Source organism: Crossiella sp. S99.2 (assembly GCF_023094165.1).
Classification (GTDB): Bacteria; Actinomycetota; Actinomycetes; order Mycobacteriales; family Pseudonocardiaceae; genus Crossiella.
The window spans coordinates 21,893-36,713 of the sequence record NZ_JALMDK010000007.1; the positions used below are offsets into that span (position 1 = coordinate 21,893).

Consider the following 14,821-nt stretch of genomic DNA (forward strand, 5'->3'; position numbering starts at 1 on the left):
GATGACCGACCTCGAACTGTTCTGGCCCGACCCGGCCGACCACTGGAACCAGGCCCTGCCACTGGGCAACGGGCGCCTGGGTGCGATGGTCTTCGGCGGTGTGCACGCGGCCCGGATCCAGCTCAATGACGCCACCGTGTGGTCCGGCACCCCCGGCGGACCGACCGCCGCGCTGGCCGACGTCTTGGACGCCGGAGCCGGACCGGCGCGACTGGCCGAGGTGCGCACCGCGCTGCTCGCCGGGGACCACCGGCTGGCCGAGAAGCTGCTGATGACCTTCGAAGGACCGTACAGCCAGGAGTTCCTGCCCTTCGGCGACCTGCTGCTCACCCTGGACGGCGATGGCGAGTACCACGGCCGATATCTCAACCTGGACAACGGAATAATCCGCGAGAAGTCCACTGTGGACAGTTGCGAGGTGGAACGCGAGACCTGGGTCAGCAGGCCCAGTGGCACCGTCACCGTCTCGCTCACCGTCACCGGCGGCAGGCTCAACGCCGGACTCGCCCTGTCCAGTCCACTCCGGACAGTCCTGGCCACCGCCGACTCGGACGGGCTCGTGCTCGGCGTGCAGATCCCGGTCGACGGCGCGCCACTGCACGAACCCGAGGTCGCCGAACCGCTCCGCTACGCCGACGGCCCGATCGACGGCTACGACCCGTTCGGCGTGCTCGCCCTGCGCCTGAACACCGACGGCATGGTGTCTACTGTGGACGGACGCCTGGCCGTCACCGGTTTGACCCGGCTGCTGATCACCCTAGCCTCAGCCACCAGCGCCGCCGACCACTGGACCGGCACGCCGGCCCGAACCCGCCAGTCCCACATCGCCACCGCCACCGGTATCGCCGCCAGGGCCGCCCGGCGCGGCCCCGCCGAACTGCGCGCCGAACACGAGGCCGACCTGCGCCCATTGCTGGCCGCCACCACCCTGCGGATCGGCGACCGGCGTGGCGGCGTGGTCGACGTGGCCCGCGAGGTGTTGTCCGGCAACGACGAACAGCTCGCCGCCACCGTGCTCTTCCAGTGGGGCCGCTACCTCCTCGCTGCCTCCTCCCGGCCCGGCGCGGGCCCACCGGCCAACCTCCAGGGCATCTGGAACGCCGACCCGCGCCCGGCCTGGTCGTCCAACTACACCATCAACATCAACACCCAGATGAACTACTGGCCGGCCGAATCCACCGGGCTCAGTGAGTGCCACGACCCGCTGTTCGATCTGCTGGACCGGCTCGCGGTGACCGGAACCGAGGTGGCCCGCGAGCTGTACGGCGCCCGCGGCTGGGTCACCCACCACAACACCGATCCCTGGGGTTACGCGCTGCCCGCCGGGATGGGCCATGGCAACCCGTCCTGGGCGCTATGGATGCTGGGCGGGGCCTGGCTGGTGCAGCACGCCTGGGACCGTTACGAGTACACAGTGGACGGTGAGTTTCTGCGCGAGCGCGGCTGGCCGCTGCTGCGTGGCTGCGCCGAGTTCTGCCTGGACTGGCTGGTCGAAGGCACCGACGGGCACCTGGACACGCTGCCCGGCACGTCCCCGGAGAACCTCTTCCGCGCCGCCGCCGGAACCCCGGAATCGTTGACGCACAGCCCGACCATGGACGTCGCGCTGATCCGCGCGGTCTTCACCCGCTGCCTGGCCGCCGCCGAAGTCCTTGGCCTGCGCCAGGATCCGGTGTGCCTGGAGATCGACTCGGTGCTGCCCAAGCTGCGGCCATTGCCCATCACCGCGGGCGGCTGGCTCGGCGAGTGGGCTGCGGACCTGCCCGAGGTCGACCCGCGGCACCGGCACATGTCCCAGATGGTCGCGGTGTTCCCGCTCAACCAGATCGACCCCGACGGCACTCCCGAACTCGCCGAGGCCGCCCGGAATCTCCTGGACCGGCGCGGAAATGGCGCGATGGGCTGGTCCTGGGCCTGGAAGATCGCGCTGCGGGCCCGGCTCGGCGACGGCGAGACCGCCCGCGAGCTGTTCCTGGAAGCCAGTCAGCCCTGCACCGGCGACCCGCACCGCAACGCCCCGGTGGACGGTTCCGAGTGGGGTGGGTTGCTGCCCAACCTGTTCAGCACCCACCCGCCGTTCCAGATCGACGGCAACTTCGGCTTCACCGCCGCCCTGTCCGAACTTGTGGTGCAGAGCCACGGTTCCGCGGTGCACCTGCTGCCCGCGCTGCCGAAGGACTGGCCGGACGGCGCGGTCACCGGCCTGCGCTGCCGCGGCGGCCTCGCCGTGGACCTGGAATGGCGGGGCGGACTGCTCACCCAGTGCGTGGTGCACAGACTGTCCGGCAACCCGGCCCGGCCGATCCGGGTGCGGCACCGGGAACGCACCACCGAGGTCCGCCTCGACGTCGGTGGTTCCGCCCGGCTCGACTCGCTCACGGTGGGGTGACCGGCATGCTCACCGACCTGGACCGCCCGCAACTCCTGGCCTACCGCAGCGACTACACCGCACCGGCTGACTTCGATGCCTTCTGGCACAACACCTTGCGCGAGGCCCGGACACACGACCTCGCCGTGCGCCTGGACCCGGTCGCCACCCACCTGCGCACCGTCGAGGTCTTCGACGTCACCTTCGCTGGGTTTGGCGGCCACCCCATCCGCGGCTGGCTGCGCCTGCCCCGTCGCCGCACCGGCCGCCTGCCCGCGATCGTGCAGTTCCACGGCTACGGCAGCGGTCGCGGCCACCCCCTGGACGACCTGGTCTGGTCCGCCGCGGGCTGCGCGCACCTGATCATGGACGCCCGCGGCCAGGGCGGCGACCACGCTGGCGGCGCGACCGCCGATCCCGTGGGCAGCGCGCCGTCCTACCCCGGTTTCCTCACCAGGGGAATCGAGGATGAGCACGACTACGTCTACCGCCGGATCTTCACCGACGCGGTGCGTGCCGTGGACACCGTGCGGTCACTGGACTTCGTCGATCCGCGGCGAGTCGCGGTAGTCGGCAACAGCCAGGGCGGCGGCATCGCACTGGCCACCGCCGGACTCCTGCCTGACCTCACCGCGCTGTTCGCCCAGGCCCCGTTCCTCACCGACATCCAGCGCGCCCTGCGGATCACCGGCACCGCGCCCTATCGCGAGATCACCGGCTACCTCGCCGCCCGCAGGCACAGCGCCGACCGGGTCTTCCGCACCCTCGGCTACTTCGACGGCATCGCGTTCGCGGCAAGGGCGAACGCCGCCGCCTGGTTCGCCACTGGGCTTTGCGACGACATCTGCCCGCCCTCCACCGCCTTCGGCGCCTACCACGTCTACCGAGGGCCCAAACAGATCCAGGTCTGGGACCACAACGGCCACGAGGCGGGCGGGGCGGCGGACCTCGCGATCGCGCTCGCCGGCTTCGACCCCCTGCTCCGACCGTCCACAATGGAGGAACAATGAGGTTTCGCTCCCTCGCGGCCGCCGCGCTCGCTCTCGCCGCCACCGCCCTGGCGGGCTGCTCCGGCAACGCAGGCGCCGACGGCGACGCCATCCAGTGGTGGACCTGGGACGACAAGCAGGCCGCCGCCTACCAGCAATGCGTGCCCGGCTTCGAGGCCGCCAACCCCGGGCTCAAGGTGAAGATCAGCCAGTACGCGGTGGAGGACTACTTCACCAAGATCACCGCCGGGTTCGTGGCCGGGAACGCGCCGGACGGCTTCCAGAACAGCGTGCAGTTCTTCCAGGCCTATGCAGCGCAACACCAGTTGTTATCCCTGGACGAGTTCATCAAGTCCAGCAACTTCGACCTGAAGAAGTTCTCCGTCGGCGTGGACTCGTGGAAGTTCACCGACGGCAAGCAGTACGCACTGCCCCTGGACTGGGCCGCCACCGGGCTCTACCACAACACCGACCTGCTCACCAAGGCCGGCGTGGATCCCAAGGCGGTCAGCCAGCTGGACTGGAACCCGGACAATGGCGGCACCTTCGAGAAACTGGTGGCCAAGCTCAGCGTGGACGGCAAGGGCGTGCGCGGCGACCAGCCCGGCTACGACAAGAACAACGTCGCCGTCTACGGCTTCGGCGCGCTGGCCGCCAAGGACTTCATCGGCCAGACCACCTGGAGCAGCTTCGTCTCCACCCTCGGCTGGCGGCAGGGCGACACCCAGTCCTGGCCCAGCACCTTCAACTACACCGACCCGCGCTTCACCAAGACCATGACCTGGGTGCGCTCGCTGGTCGACCGCGGCTTCGCGCCCAAACTCGGCGAGTTCAAGTCCGGCACCGAGACCGACCAGCTCGCCTCCGGCAAGGTCGCGATGAGCACCGGCGGCTCCTGGACCGCGGCCACCTTCGCCAAACTGCCCGGCGTCAAGGTCGGCCTCGCGCCCACCGTGCTCGGCCCCGACCGCCAGACCCGGGCGGTGCTGAGCAACTCCAACGGCAACGTCATCTGGGCAGGCAGCAAGAAGGCCGAGGCGACCTGGAAGTGGCTCAGTCACATGGGTTCGGTGGACTGCCAGATCACCGCGGGCGCCAGTGGCAGCTTCTTCCCGTCGATTCCGGCCGCCATGGACGCCAGTGCCAAGACCATGGCCTCCCAAGGAGTGGACCTGTCGGTGTTCACCGAGGCGATGAAGACCGGCGTGCTCTACCCCTCGGTCGTCTACGGCAACGGCGCGGCCATCCAGGCCGCTGTGGAACCCTTGTTCGAGGCGTACTTCTCCGGCACCCGCAACGACGATGTGTTCGCGGAAATGGCGCAGAAGAGCAAGGATCTGCTGGCGAAGAAGTGATCGAGCTGCGGAGGAAGGGGCCCGATGCCCAGGTGTGACGGGGAGATCGTCCAGTTGCGTGCCGCCGGGGTCGGCGTGGTGGTCGACCTGCGCGGTGACCTGCCGGTGCTGCTGCACTGGGGCGCCGACCTCGGCGAGCTGACCGCGACCGGACTGGCCGCGCTGGCCGGCACCGCGACGCCCGCCGTGCTCAACAACGCGCCGGACCTGCCGCGCACGCTCACCGTGTGGCCCACCGAGGCCGACGGCTGGTCCGGCACCCCAGGGCACCAGGGCCACCGGGCCGGCCGCCGCACCACCCCGCGGTTACGGCTCACCGAGGCCGACCTGGACGGAACCGCGCTGGTCATGCGGCTGACCGACCAGGTCTCCGAACTCGACGTCGAGCTGCATTACCACCTCGACGCGGCCGGTGTCCTGTCCGTGCGCAGCGTCCTTACCGACCGTTCGGTAGGGGAGCCGTACGACCTGGCCGGGGTCAGCACGCTGCTGCCGCTGCCCCGGCGGGCCGGTGAGCTGCTCGACTTCACCGGCAAGTGGTGCCGCGAGCGTTCCCCGCAGCGCACCCCGCTCAACTACGGCAGCCACGTCCGCGAGGTCCGGCGCGGCAAGCCCGGTCACGACTCGCCGCACCTGCTGCTGGCCGGGACCCCGGGCTTCGACTTCGGCACCGGCGAGGTGTGGGGCGTGCACGTGGCCTGGAGCGGCAACCAGCGCTACCTCGCCGAGCAGCTGCCCGAGGGCGCGGGGCCACACGCCGCGGTGCTCGGTGGCGGCGAGCTGCTGACCCCCGGCGAGGTCCGGCTGGCCCCCGGTGAGGTGTACGAAAGTCCAGAATGCCTGTTCACTTTTTCGAACGAAGGCCTGGACGGGATCGCGGAGCGTATCCACACCCGGCTGCGGGCCAGGGCAACACACCCGGCGAACCCGCGCCCGCTGGTGCTCAACACCTGGGAGGCCGTCTACTTCGACCACGACCTGGACCGGCTGCGCAGCCTGGCCGACGCCGCGGCCAAGGTCGGGGTCGAGCGCCTGGTGCTGGACGACGGCTGGTTCGGCAGCCGCCGCAACGACACCCGCGGCCTCGGCGACTGGGTGGTCTCCGAGGAGATGTGGCCGCAGGGCCTCGGCCCGCTGGTCGAGCACGTGCGCGGCCTCGGCCTGCAGTTCGGCCTGTGGGTGGAACCCGAGATGATCAACCTGGACTCCGACCTGGCCCGCGCGCACCCGGACTGGCTGCTCGGCCCCAGCGTCGGCCTCGGCGCGCCCTCCCGGCACCAGTACGTGCTCAACATCGCCCACCCCGACGCCTACGAGCACATCCTGGGCAGGCTGATCGCGCTGGTCGGGGAGTACCGGATCGACTACCTCAAGTGGGACCACAACCGGGAACTGCACGAGGCCGTGCATCGCGATCCGGCAGGCGACCGACCGGCCGGTAGGGCGCAGACCCTGGCGCTGTACCGGCTGCTGGACGAGCTGAAGGCCCGCTTCCCCGCCCTGGAGATCGAGAGCTGCGCGGGCGGCGGCGGCCGGGTCGACCTGGGCATCCTGGCCCGCACCGACCGGGTGTGGGGCTCGGACTGCAACGACCCGGTGGAACGCCAGCAGATCCAGCGCTGGACCACCCAGCTCATCCCGCCGGAGCTGATCGGCGCGCACGTCGGCGACCGGCACAGCCACACCACCGGCCGGGACACCGACGACTCCTTCCGCTTCGCCACCGCGCTGTTCGGGCACGCCGGCATCGAGGCCGACCTGACCAGGCTGTCCGCCGAACAGCTCGCCAAGTTCACCGCCTGGGCCGGGCTGTACCGCGAGTTCCGCCCGCTGCTGCACAGCGGCCGGGTGGTCCGCGCGGACCTGGAAGGCGAGGTCACCCTGCTGCACGGCGTGGTCGGCGCGGACTCGGCGCTGTTCTGCTGGGCGCGCCTGGCCAGCTCGGTGGAAGGCCAGTCCGGGCGGGTGCGCTTCCCCGGACTCGACGCCACCGCCGAGTACCGGGTGCGGATCCGGACCGAGCTGGGCCTACCGACCGGTCGGCAGGTAGCCGCGCCGGGGTGGTTCACCGACGCCCAGCGGGACTGGGTGCGGCTGCCCGGTGCGATCCTGACCACCGCCGGTGTGCCGTTGCCGACTTTGGACCCGCAACAGGCCATGCTGATCGAATTCCGGCGGGAGTGACAACGTTCTAGGGGAGGGTGTTGTGTCGGACGGGGGCAGGCGGATGGCGGCCTTGCCGGGTCGCCAGGTGCTCGCGGACGGGGTGTACGAGCAGATCCGGGCGCTGATCATGAACCACGGGATCGAGCCGGGCGAGCGGGTCAACATCGACGAGGTGGCCCGCGAACTGGACGTCTCGGGCACCCCGGTGCGCGAGGCGCTGGCCCGGCTGGAGTCGGAGGGCCTGGTCAGCAGGCTGCCACTGCGCGGCTACCGCACCACCCCGCTGCTGACCCGCAAGGAGGTCGAGGACATGTACGGCCTCCGCCTGCTGCTGGAACCGCCCAGCGCGGCCACCGCGGCGAAAGCCATGACCAAGGCTTTCGCCGCGGAGCTGGCGGCCGAGCTGGCCAGCTGCCCGAGCGCGCCCATCGGCGACGGTTATGACGGGTACAAGCTGCTGTCCGCGCACGACACCCGGCTGCACCAGCTGATCCTGCGCGTGGCCGGCAACGCCGCGGTCGAGCAGGCGTTCAGTCGCACCCACTGCCACCTGCACTTCTTCCGGCTGTCCTACCAGCAACCGGCGGGGGAGCAGACCATCGAGGAGCACCGGCTGATCGTGGCCGCGCTGATCGAGGGCAAGGCGGTGGCCGCGCGCAAGGCGATGACCGAGCACCTGGAGATCGCCCGCGACCGGTTGCTGGCCCGGTTCTGACGGCGGGTCCGCCGCACTGTCCATAATGGGCTCGTGTGCGCCTACATCGTCGTGGCCGAGGACGACCCCAGGCAGGCCGAGCTGCTGACCTTCCAGCTCCGCCGGGAGGGCCACACCGTGCAGGTGGCCGAGGACGGCCACGCCGCGTTGCGCCTGGTCCGCGCCCGGCGGCCGGACCTGCTGGTGCTGGACCTGATGCTGCCCGAGGTGGAGGGCGTCGAGGTGTGCCGGTCGCTGCGCGCGGAGTTCGACCTACCGGTGCTCATGCTCACCGCACGGTCCACAGAGGACGATCTGCTGCGCGGGTTCGCCGCCGGCGCCGACGACTACCTCACCAAGCCGTACAGCCCGCGGGAGCTGATGGCCAGGGTGCGCGCGTTGCTGTGGCGGGGCAGGCACACCGCGGCCGCGCCCGAACCGCAGTACCGGGTGGGGGAGCTGGTGGTGGATCCGGTGCGGCACGAGGTGACCATGCGCGGGCAGCGGGTGGACTGCGCGGCCGCGGAGTTCCGGTTGCTGGCCGCGCTGGCCGCCGCGCCGGGCCGGGTGTTCGAGCGGCGGCAGCTGATCGAGCAGGTGTTCGGGCACGAGTTCGTTACCGAACGGGCCATCGATGTGCACATCATGAACCTGCGCAAGAAGATCGAGCGTTCGCCGCGCAACCCGGAGTACCTGCTCACGGTGTACGGCGTCGGGTACAAACTCGCCGAGCAGTCCGCCGATGTCTGAGTCGACCCGCTCGGTTCCGTTGCGGCACCGCATGTTCGTCCGGCTGCTGGCCGCCACCGTGCTGGTCGGCGCGTGCACGGTCGCGGTCACCGCCTGGCTGGCCGCGAACAGCACCAGCCGGGCCATCCGGGCCGAACAGGGCCAGACCCTGGCCGAGGACACCACCATCTACCAGTCCCTGCTGGGATACGCGGCCACCCACCCGCGCTGGGACGAGGTCGGCTCGCTGGTCACCGGACTGGCCAGTGGCACCGGCAGGCGGATCGCGCTGACCACCAGGGACCGCACGGTCATCGTGGACTCCGCGCCCGGCACGCCTTTGCCGGCCAAGGCGGCGTCCACAGTGGACCCGATGGAACTCAACCCGGCACTGACCAACGAGGGGGCCCTGGACGGCATCGATCCGCGCGCGGTGGGGCCGTTCCGGCTGAGCGCGGCGGAGCGGGAACGGTCCGCGAATCGGGCCCGTGAGGTGGTGGACTGCCTGCGGCGCAACGGGTCGCGGTCCACGGTGGAGGTGCTCAACAACGACCGGTCGGTGGCGGAAAACTACTACACCGACACCGAGAACCCGTGCCGCGCGGGCGAATTGCGCGTGCCCAGCGCCACTGAGAAGGCGGCGCTGGCCGAGCTGTCCGGCCGGGTGGAGAGCTGTCTGCGTGAGCGCGGGGCGCTGCCGGTGCGGCTGGAACTGGGTGAGGAAGGCGAGATCGTCGTCCCGGGGGACCGCGACGACGAGGACGAGCTGCTGACCTGCCTGGCCGAGAGTCGCAGGCACCAGCTGGTCACCTTCATCGCCCCCTCCGCGCTGCTGTTCGTGGCCGATCCGCCAGGGGTGGCCGGGCTGACCGCGGCCGGGGCCTGGCCGCTGGTGCTGGCCGGCGGCCTGGTGCTGCTGGTGATGGTCGGGGTCAGCGCCTACCTGGCCACCCGGTTGCTGCGCCCGGTGCACGCGCTGGCCGCCACCGCCGAACGCATGCGCGACGGCGACACCTCGGCCAGGGTGGCGGTCAAGGACGCCGGTGAGATCGGGCGGCTCTCGTTGGTGTTCAACGAGTTGTCCGCGCACCTGGAACAGGCCGAGCGGCAACGCCGGGACATGATCGGCGACATCTCGCACGAGCTGCGCAGCCCGCTCACCACGCTGCGCGGCTGGCTGGAGGCCGCCGCCGACGGGCAGCGTCCGATGGAACCCGACCTGGTCAACGTGCTCCTGACGGAAACCCTGACCCTGCAACAACTCATCGACGACCTGCAGGACCTGGCCCTGGCCGAATCCGGTCAGCTCCGGCTGCACCCGCAGCGGCTGCCGGTGGCCGAGACCCTGCTCAGCGTGGCCATGGCCAACCAGGCCCAGGCCGCCGAACTGGGGCTGACGGTGGCTGTGGACGCGCCGGAAAACCTTGTCGTGCAAGCGGATCCGGTGCGACTGCGGCAGGCGGTGGCCAACCTGGTGAGCAACGCGCTACGGCACACCGCGCGCGGCGGCCAGGTCACGCTGTCCGCCCGCGCCGACGGTCCGGACGTGCTGATCACGGTGGCGGACAACGGATCCGGCATCGACCCGGAGGAACTGCCGCTGGTCTTCGACCGGTTCTGGCGGGCGGAGAAGTCCCGCAGCCGGCGCACCGGGGGCAGTGGGCTCGGCCTGGTCATCGTGCGCAGGCTGACCGAGGCCCAGGGCGGCGCGGTCACCGCGACCAGCACCCTGGGTCAGGGCTCGGCGTTCACCTTGCGGCTGCCCGCCGCGGCCAGCGGGTCAGGTACTTCTGCCGTTCCGCCAGCGACACCGTGATCTGGCCCAGCAGCGGGTGGAAGAACGCGTCCCGGTACTTGCCGTCGGTGAACACCGCGGTGGCGAAGTAGAGCGCGGAGAACACCGCCAGGAACATCGAGGCCTGCACCAGTTCCTGGGACACCGGCAGCAGCACGTTGAACAGTTTGCCGGTGCTCGGATCCTTGGTGATCCACATCTTGATCACCTCCGGCCGGATCGACATCGACCCCAGCAGCAGGAAGAAACCGAACACCAGCAACCCGAACACCGCCGCCTGCAACGCCTGGGCCAGCGCGAGCACCGCGACCAGGTTCGCGTTCTCCCTGCGCCGCAACGGAATCCGTTCCGGACCGGTTTCCTTGGCCAGATCCCGCAGTTCGTCCTGGGCCACCGCGAACAGGAACAGCAAGCCCACCGTGGCGAACAGGCTCAGCACGCCCCACAGCATCGGCCGCGGCAGGTGCGAGGTGATCTGCCAGACCTCGGCGTTGTAGAAGAAGAACGTGACGAACAACAGCAGCAGCGGCAACGCCCTGGTGGCCAGCAAACCCAGTACCCGCAACTGCCGCACCGCCACCCGCAGCGCCCACACGAACACCGCGCCCGCCCCGGCCGCGGCCAGCGCGATGATCGCCAGGTCCCAGATCAGCCCGTGCAGCGCGTAGGACCAGTGCCAGTCGGCGACCCCGGCCAGGTGGTCGACCACCGGCACGCCGATGACCTCGCCGAGGCACAGGGCGAGCACCGCGACGGTGGACAGCGCGCTGGCGTCGCGGTCCTGGGACCAGCGCAGCACCTGCCAGGCGGCCACCGCGGGCACCAGGTAGACCAGCGCGAAGTTGGCGAAGTAGAGCAGCAGGTACAGCGGATCGTCCAGGAAGGCGTCGAACTGCTCGTCGCTGTCGGGCACCAGCAACTCGAACTCGGTGGTCATCAGGTCGTAGAGCAGCAACGCCGTCAACGCGGGCGCGGCGCGCAACAGGGTCTCGCCGAAGGTGTTGCGCCCGTGCACCAGCCACGGCAACCCTTGTGCCCGGAACCATCGTTCCGACTGCCGCCGCTGTTGATCCGACATCGACCGCGCTCCGTTCTCTTGATCTCCGGCTCATCGTGAGTCAACTGATCGGAACCCGCAGAACTTGTTCGACTCCTGTGCGGAACTCGTGACAGATCCCCGCACAACCTGGCTGGCAGCCCGCGACCTGCACAGACTGGGTTTGTGAACACCAGCACCATCGAATACGCCGTCGCCGCCTGGAGCCGCTACACCGTCGAGTCCAGCACCGATCCGGCGCTGCCCGCCGCCCTGCACGCCGAATTGCGCCGCACCGCGGGCCTGGAACCGCTCGAAGCCGAGCCGATCCACGGCCTGCTGGCCACCCTGGTCGCCAAGGACGAGGACGAGGTGGTGGGCTGGGCCGTGCTCGTGGACGAGGCGCCGGCGGCCACCGTGCACTGGACCCTGGCCGAACGCGAGGCCGACCAGCTCGCCAACGGTTTCCCGCTCTTCCTCGGCCTCACCGACCAGGAACTGGCCCTGCTGGCCACCCTGGTCGACGCCGCCGCGAACCTGGCCAGGGACCGCGACCGCACCGCCCTGCTGTGGTCCAGCACCGACGACGAGATCGACTACCAGCTGGCCCAGGCCCTGGGCGCCGCCGAACACCGCGAACTGTCCCGCCGCTGGCTCATCCCCAGCCTCCAGTTCTGGCAGCCCCCGGCCGACATCCCCACGGCCCGCACCCGCTGCACCACCGTCGCCCCCACCGGCGACGAACTCCACCGCTACGCCGAACTGCACACCGCCAGCACCACCCACCCGCACACCCCGGAGGACATCCGCCTGGACCTGACCGCCCTGGACCCCGACCTGCGCGCCGACCTGCGCACCGGCACCGGCGAGGTGCTGGCCCAGCTCAACGTGGTCTGCGACGGCGTCAAAGCGGTGATCGCCCGGGTACACCACCACGGCGCCTTCCCCCTGGAACTGGCCGCACTGATCAGCCACGCGGTCCGGGAGTTGCGGCAGGCACACCCGGAAGTCCTCCTGGTGGAGCTGACCGAAACCCGCGACCGCGTGCTGTGGCAGGCACTGGTCGCCCTCGGCCTGCGCGTCTCCGCCCGCCGAGTCGCCTACCGCCTCCCCCTCCGCGCCTTCCCCTGACCCCCAGCCCGCGTGTTGGCCGTTGTCGTACGCCACGTTGGCTGAACTCGTACGCCACGTTGGCCGTTCCGGACCGTCGCCCGCCGAGTTGGCCCAACTCGTACGCCCATTAGGCCCAACTCGCCGTACCACTTTGGCCAACTCGGCGTACGACAGCGGCCAACACGCGCGCGCACTCGCGCGGGGTCAGAGGTGGCGGGCGTAGGTGCTGAGGGCTCGTTGGTAGCAGGGGATGTGGGGGGACAGGGTTTCCATCGCGACCGCGAGGGCTTCGCGGTCGCGACCGCAGTCGGCCAGGGCGAGGGCCAGGAAGGCGCGGACCGCGTCGTCCAGGTCGTCGGAGGTGCGTTCGCGTTCGGCGGTGAGCAGCCGGACGCTCTCCTCCGCCTCGCCCAGGGTGCGCAGCGAGCTGGCCAGCTGGATCACCGCCCGCCGCCGCCGATGCTCGTCCAGACCGCGTTCCAGCGCCTCGCGGTACAGCGGAACAGCCCGATCACTGTGCCCGGAGGCATCCCAGGAACACGCGCGTTCGAACGCGGCCACCGGGCTGCACGGTGGGAGTTCGGCGGCCAGGTCCTCGACCCGCACCACCAGCTCGTGTCCGTCCACTGTGTACCGCTGGGCCCAGGTCGCGGCGAGGCGGCCCTCCCATTCCGGGTCGGTCATGACGGGCTCCCGAAGTGGTAGGTCAGGCCGCGGCCGAGTCGTTTGAACGGGGAGGCGAACAGCGCCCGCAACACCTGGCGCTGGAACCACGGGTAGTGCGCGCGCCGCTCCGCCGGACCGGGGAACCACCACTCCTGGTCGAACACCAGGCCGGGCACCTCCCGCACCAGGTCCCCGGGAGCGTCGATGGCCCACTCCAGCCGGGAACCCGAGGCCTTGACCACGCCGGTGCGCTGCTGCACCCAGATCCCGGCCGAGCTGTAGCCGTCGAAGATCAGCGTGCCCGCGGGGAAGTGCTCGACGATGCGCCGGAAGGTGGCCAGACCCTCGGCGGTGCGCAGGTACAGCGTCACGCCCTCGGCGATCACCAGCACCGGGCGGTCACCGGGGATGTCGGCCAGCAGACCCGGGTCGGTGACCGAGGAGCCGATCATCCGCAGGCCGGGCCGCTCCGGGTAGAGGCGGCGGCGCAGCGCGATGACCTCGGGGTAGTCGATGTCGTACCAGGCCACCGTGGGCGGCGGGGCCAGGCGGTAGACCCGGGTGTCCAGGCCGCAGCCCAGGTGCAGCACGGTCAGTTCGGCGTGCCGGTCCAGCACGGCCTGGGCGCGGCGGTCGAACTCCTTGGAGCGCACCACCGCGGAGATCCCGTCGCGTGCGCGCAGGCCGGTGTGCGCGAAGTCGTACTCGATCCGGTCCACCGCCCGCGCCGCGGTCTCGTCGTGCAGCACCGAATCGGGCGCGCGGGAGTCCACCGCCTTGCTGTAGAGGGTGGCCAGCATGGTCGCCGGAGCACCGGTGAGGTCGACCTTCTCGCGGTCCATGCGGTCAGTATCGGCCCGGTTGCCGTCGCCGGGCCACCGCTGCGGACAATGGCGGCATGGCGAAATCCTGTCCCTGCGGCCTGCCCACGTCCTACCCGGACTGCTGCGGCGCGCTGCATCGCGGCGAACGCGCCGCCGCCACCGCCGAACTGCTGATGCGCTCCCGGTTCAGCGCATACGCGCTCCGGGACGAGGCGTACCTGTTGCGCAGCTGGCACCCGCGGACCCGCCCGGTCGAGGTCGACTTCGACACCGACCTGCGCTGGACCCACCTGGAGATCCTCGGCGCCACCGGCGGCGGGCTGTTCCACCAGGAGGGCACGGTCGAGTTCAACGCGCACTACCGCTACCAGGACAAGGACGACCGGCTGCACGAGAACAGCCGGTTCGAGCGGGTGGACGGGGCGTGGGTCTACCTGGCGCCGATCGGCTGAGCCGGACAGCCCTAAACGCACTCCATCTGGTGATGTTTCTGCCGGTCGCTCGGCTCCGCAGTCGCCGTCTTCACCCCGGTGAGCTGCGGAAACCCGCCGGGGTGAGGGTAAGGGCGCGGCCGGTCGCAGTCGGGTTATGGATCTTTCGACGGCAGGCAAGTTTGGCGTATCGGAGCAACGGTTAACCCGTCGGAGTGACGCCAGAAGTGAACGGAGGGTCGCCACGTGGTCAGCACGCGTCCGTGCTGCGGGTGGCCAACCAGGCTCTAGGGGTGATGTTGTGGGCCGAACTCTCCGGGCGTGACCGGTTCGAGCCGCTGTTGCCCGCGGCCGAACGCAGCGCGCCGAGCACCCTGCAGGAACTGGCCGCCGCCCAGGCACACAAGGCCGACCAACTCGCCGACCGGATCGAGTCGGTGCTGGCCAGGGAGAGCGGCGGGCTGTCCACCGACAGCGCGGTCGGCCCGGCCCGGTTCGTGGTGCACCAGACCCGGCTCTTCGCCCGCCGCGCCCGGCAGGGACCGCTGCGCTTCGCCGTGTTCAACCACGAGGTGGCCCGGCTGAACCGGGTCCTGGACCTGGTCGCGCACCACCTGTCCGTGGGCGCCGGCGCGGTCAGCAGCTACTGACCACC

13 protein-coding genes are annotated in these 14,821 nt (G+C 70.8%); 10 read left to right on the forward strand and 3 right to left on the reverse strand.

Annotated features, from left to right (window positions below; genetic code table 11):
- The first annotated feature begins 1 nt into the window (after position 1).
- The 7 genes from MZC64_RS48050 to MZC64_RS26730 are packed head-to-tail and all read left to right on the forward strand — an operon-like array spanning position 2 to position 10,117.
- Positions 2 to 2,389 carry a glycoside hydrolase family 95 protein gene (locus MZC64_RS48050; RefSeq protein ID WP_282105974.1) on the forward strand — a complete coding sequence of 796 codons (2,388 nt, stop codon included), beginning with the start codon at positions 2 to 4 and terminating at the stop codon, positions 2,387 to 2,389.
- A 5-nt stretch (positions 2,390 to 2,394) separates the two neighbouring features.
- Positions 2,395 to 3,378 (forward strand): acetylxylan esterase, encoded by a 984-nt coding sequence (locus MZC64_RS26705; RefSeq protein WP_247762104.1) that lies wholly within the window; start codon positions 2,395 to 2,397, stop codon positions 3,376 to 3,378.
- Positions 3,375 to 4,712, forward strand: a complete 1,338-nt coding sequence (locus tag MZC64_RS26710) for a sugar ABC transporter substrate-binding protein (protein ID WP_247762102.1) — start codon at positions 3,375 to 3,377, stop codon at positions 4,710 to 4,712. The genes MZC64_RS26705 and MZC64_RS26710 overlap by 4 nt, the downstream gene beginning before the upstream one ends.
- Positions 4,713 to 4,736: 24 nt before the next feature.
- Complete coding sequence (locus MZC64_RS26715; RefSeq protein ID WP_247762099.1) at positions 4,737 to 6,896, forward strand: alpha-galactosidase; 2,160 nt, start codon at positions 4,737 to 4,739, stop codon at positions 6,894 to 6,896.
- 22 nt (positions 6,897 to 6,918) lie between these two features.
- Complete coding sequence (locus MZC64_RS26720; protein ID WP_247762096.1) at positions 6,919 to 7,593, forward strand: GntR family transcriptional regulator; 675 nt, start codon at positions 6,919 to 6,921, stop codon at positions 7,591 to 7,593.
- A gap of 33 nt (positions 7,594 to 7,626) precedes the next feature.
- On the forward strand, positions 7,627 to 8,322 hold the full coding sequence (locus tag MZC64_RS26725) for a response regulator transcription factor (RefSeq protein WP_247762094.1): 696 nt from the start codon (positions 7,627 to 7,629) through the stop codon (positions 8,320 to 8,322).
- Complete coding sequence (locus tag MZC64_RS26730) at positions 8,315 to 10,117, forward strand: ATP-binding protein (RefSeq protein WP_247762091.1); 1,803 nt, start codon at positions 8,315 to 8,317, stop codon at positions 10,115 to 10,117. The genes MZC64_RS26725 and MZC64_RS26730 overlap by 8 nt, the downstream gene beginning before the upstream one ends.
- On the opposite strand, the gene MZC64_RS26735 is transcribed toward MZC64_RS26730, so the two are convergent.
- The gene (locus MZC64_RS26735; protein ID WP_247762088.1) at positions 10,050 to 11,174 is read right to left on the reverse strand and encodes a hypothetical protein; all 1,125 of its coding nucleotides are present in this window, start codon (positions 11,172 to 11,174) and stop codon (positions 10,050 to 10,052) included. The two genes, MZC64_RS26730 and MZC64_RS26735, sit on opposite strands and share 68 nt — an antisense overlap.
- Before the next feature lie 144 nt (positions 11,175 to 11,318).
- On the opposite strand from MZC64_RS26735, the gene MZC64_RS26740 reads away from it, so the two are divergent.
- Positions 11,319 to 12,263, forward strand: a complete 945-nt coding sequence (locus tag MZC64_RS26740) for a hypothetical protein (protein WP_247762085.1) — start codon at positions 11,319 to 11,321, stop codon at positions 12,261 to 12,263.
- 186 nt (positions 12,264 to 12,449) lie between these two features.
- Here MZC64_RS26740 and MZC64_RS26745 read toward each other — a convergent pair whose 3' ends face one another.
- Together MZC64_RS26745 and MZC64_RS26750 are read right to left on the reverse strand one after the other, a co-directional pair.
- Positions 12,450 to 12,929: a tetratricopeptide repeat protein gene (locus tag MZC64_RS26745; RefSeq protein ID WP_247762082.1), complete on the reverse strand. Its 480-nt coding sequence runs from the start codon at positions 12,927 to 12,929 to the stop codon at positions 12,450 to 12,452.
- Positions 12,926 to 13,753: a class I SAM-dependent methyltransferase gene (locus tag MZC64_RS26750; RefSeq protein WP_247762079.1), complete on the reverse strand. Its 828-nt coding sequence runs from the start codon at positions 13,751 to 13,753 to the stop codon at positions 12,926 to 12,928. The genes MZC64_RS26745 and MZC64_RS26750 overlap by 4 nt, the downstream gene beginning before the upstream one ends.
- A gap of 56 nt (positions 13,754 to 13,809) precedes the next feature.
- Between MZC64_RS26750 and MZC64_RS26755 the strand changes: the two genes are divergently transcribed.
- Both MZC64_RS26755 and MZC64_RS26760 read left to right on the forward strand, forming a co-directional pair.
- The gene (locus MZC64_RS26755; protein ID WP_247762076.1) at positions 13,810 to 14,187 is read left to right on the forward strand and encodes a YchJ family protein; all 378 of its coding nucleotides are present in this window, start codon (positions 13,810 to 13,812) and stop codon (positions 14,185 to 14,187) included.
- Positions 14,188 to 14,459: 272 nt separating this feature from the next.
- Positions 14,460 to 14,816: a hypothetical protein gene (locus MZC64_RS26760; protein WP_247762074.1), complete on the forward strand. Its 357-nt coding sequence runs from the start codon at positions 14,460 to 14,462 to the stop codon at positions 14,814 to 14,816.
- Positions 14,817 to 14,821: the final 5 nt, after the last annotated feature.

Excerpts from the sequence above, each read along its gene's own strand:
- MZC64_RS48050 (WP_282105974.1), top strand. The coding sequence starts at position 2 with ATGACCGACCTCGAACTGTTCTGGCCCGACCCGGCCGACCACTGGAAC.
- MZC64_RS26705 (WP_247762104.1), top strand. The coding sequence starts at position 2,395 with ATGCTCACCGACCTGGACCGCCCGCAACTCCTGGCCTACCGCAGCGAC.
- MZC64_RS26710 (WP_247762102.1), top strand. The coding sequence starts at position 3,375 with ATGAGGTTTCGCTCCCTCGCGGCCGCCGCGCTCGCTCTCGCCGCCACC.
- MZC64_RS26715 (WP_247762099.1), top strand. The coding sequence starts at position 4,737 with ATGCCCAGGTGTGACGGGGAGATCGTCCAGTTGCGTGCCGCCGGGGTC.
- MZC64_RS26730 (WP_247762091.1), top strand. The coding sequence starts at position 8,315 with ATGTCTGAGTCGACCCGCTCGGTTCCGTTGCGGCACCGCATGTTCGTC.
- MZC64_RS26735 (WP_247762088.1), bottom strand. The coding sequence starts at position 11,174 with ATGTCGGATCAACAGCGGCGGCAGTCGGAACGATGGTTCCGGGCACAA.
- MZC64_RS26745 (WP_247762082.1), bottom strand. The coding sequence starts at position 12,929 with ATGACCGACCCGGAATGGGAGGGCCGCCTCGCCGCGACCTGGGCCCAG.
- MZC64_RS26750 (WP_247762079.1), bottom strand. The coding sequence starts at position 13,753 with ATGGACCGCGAGAAGGTCGACCTCACCGGTGCTCCGGCGACCATGCTG.
- MZC64_RS26755 (WP_247762076.1), top strand. The coding sequence starts at position 13,810 with ATGGCGAAATCCTGTCCCTGCGGCCTGCCCACGTCCTACCCGGACTGC.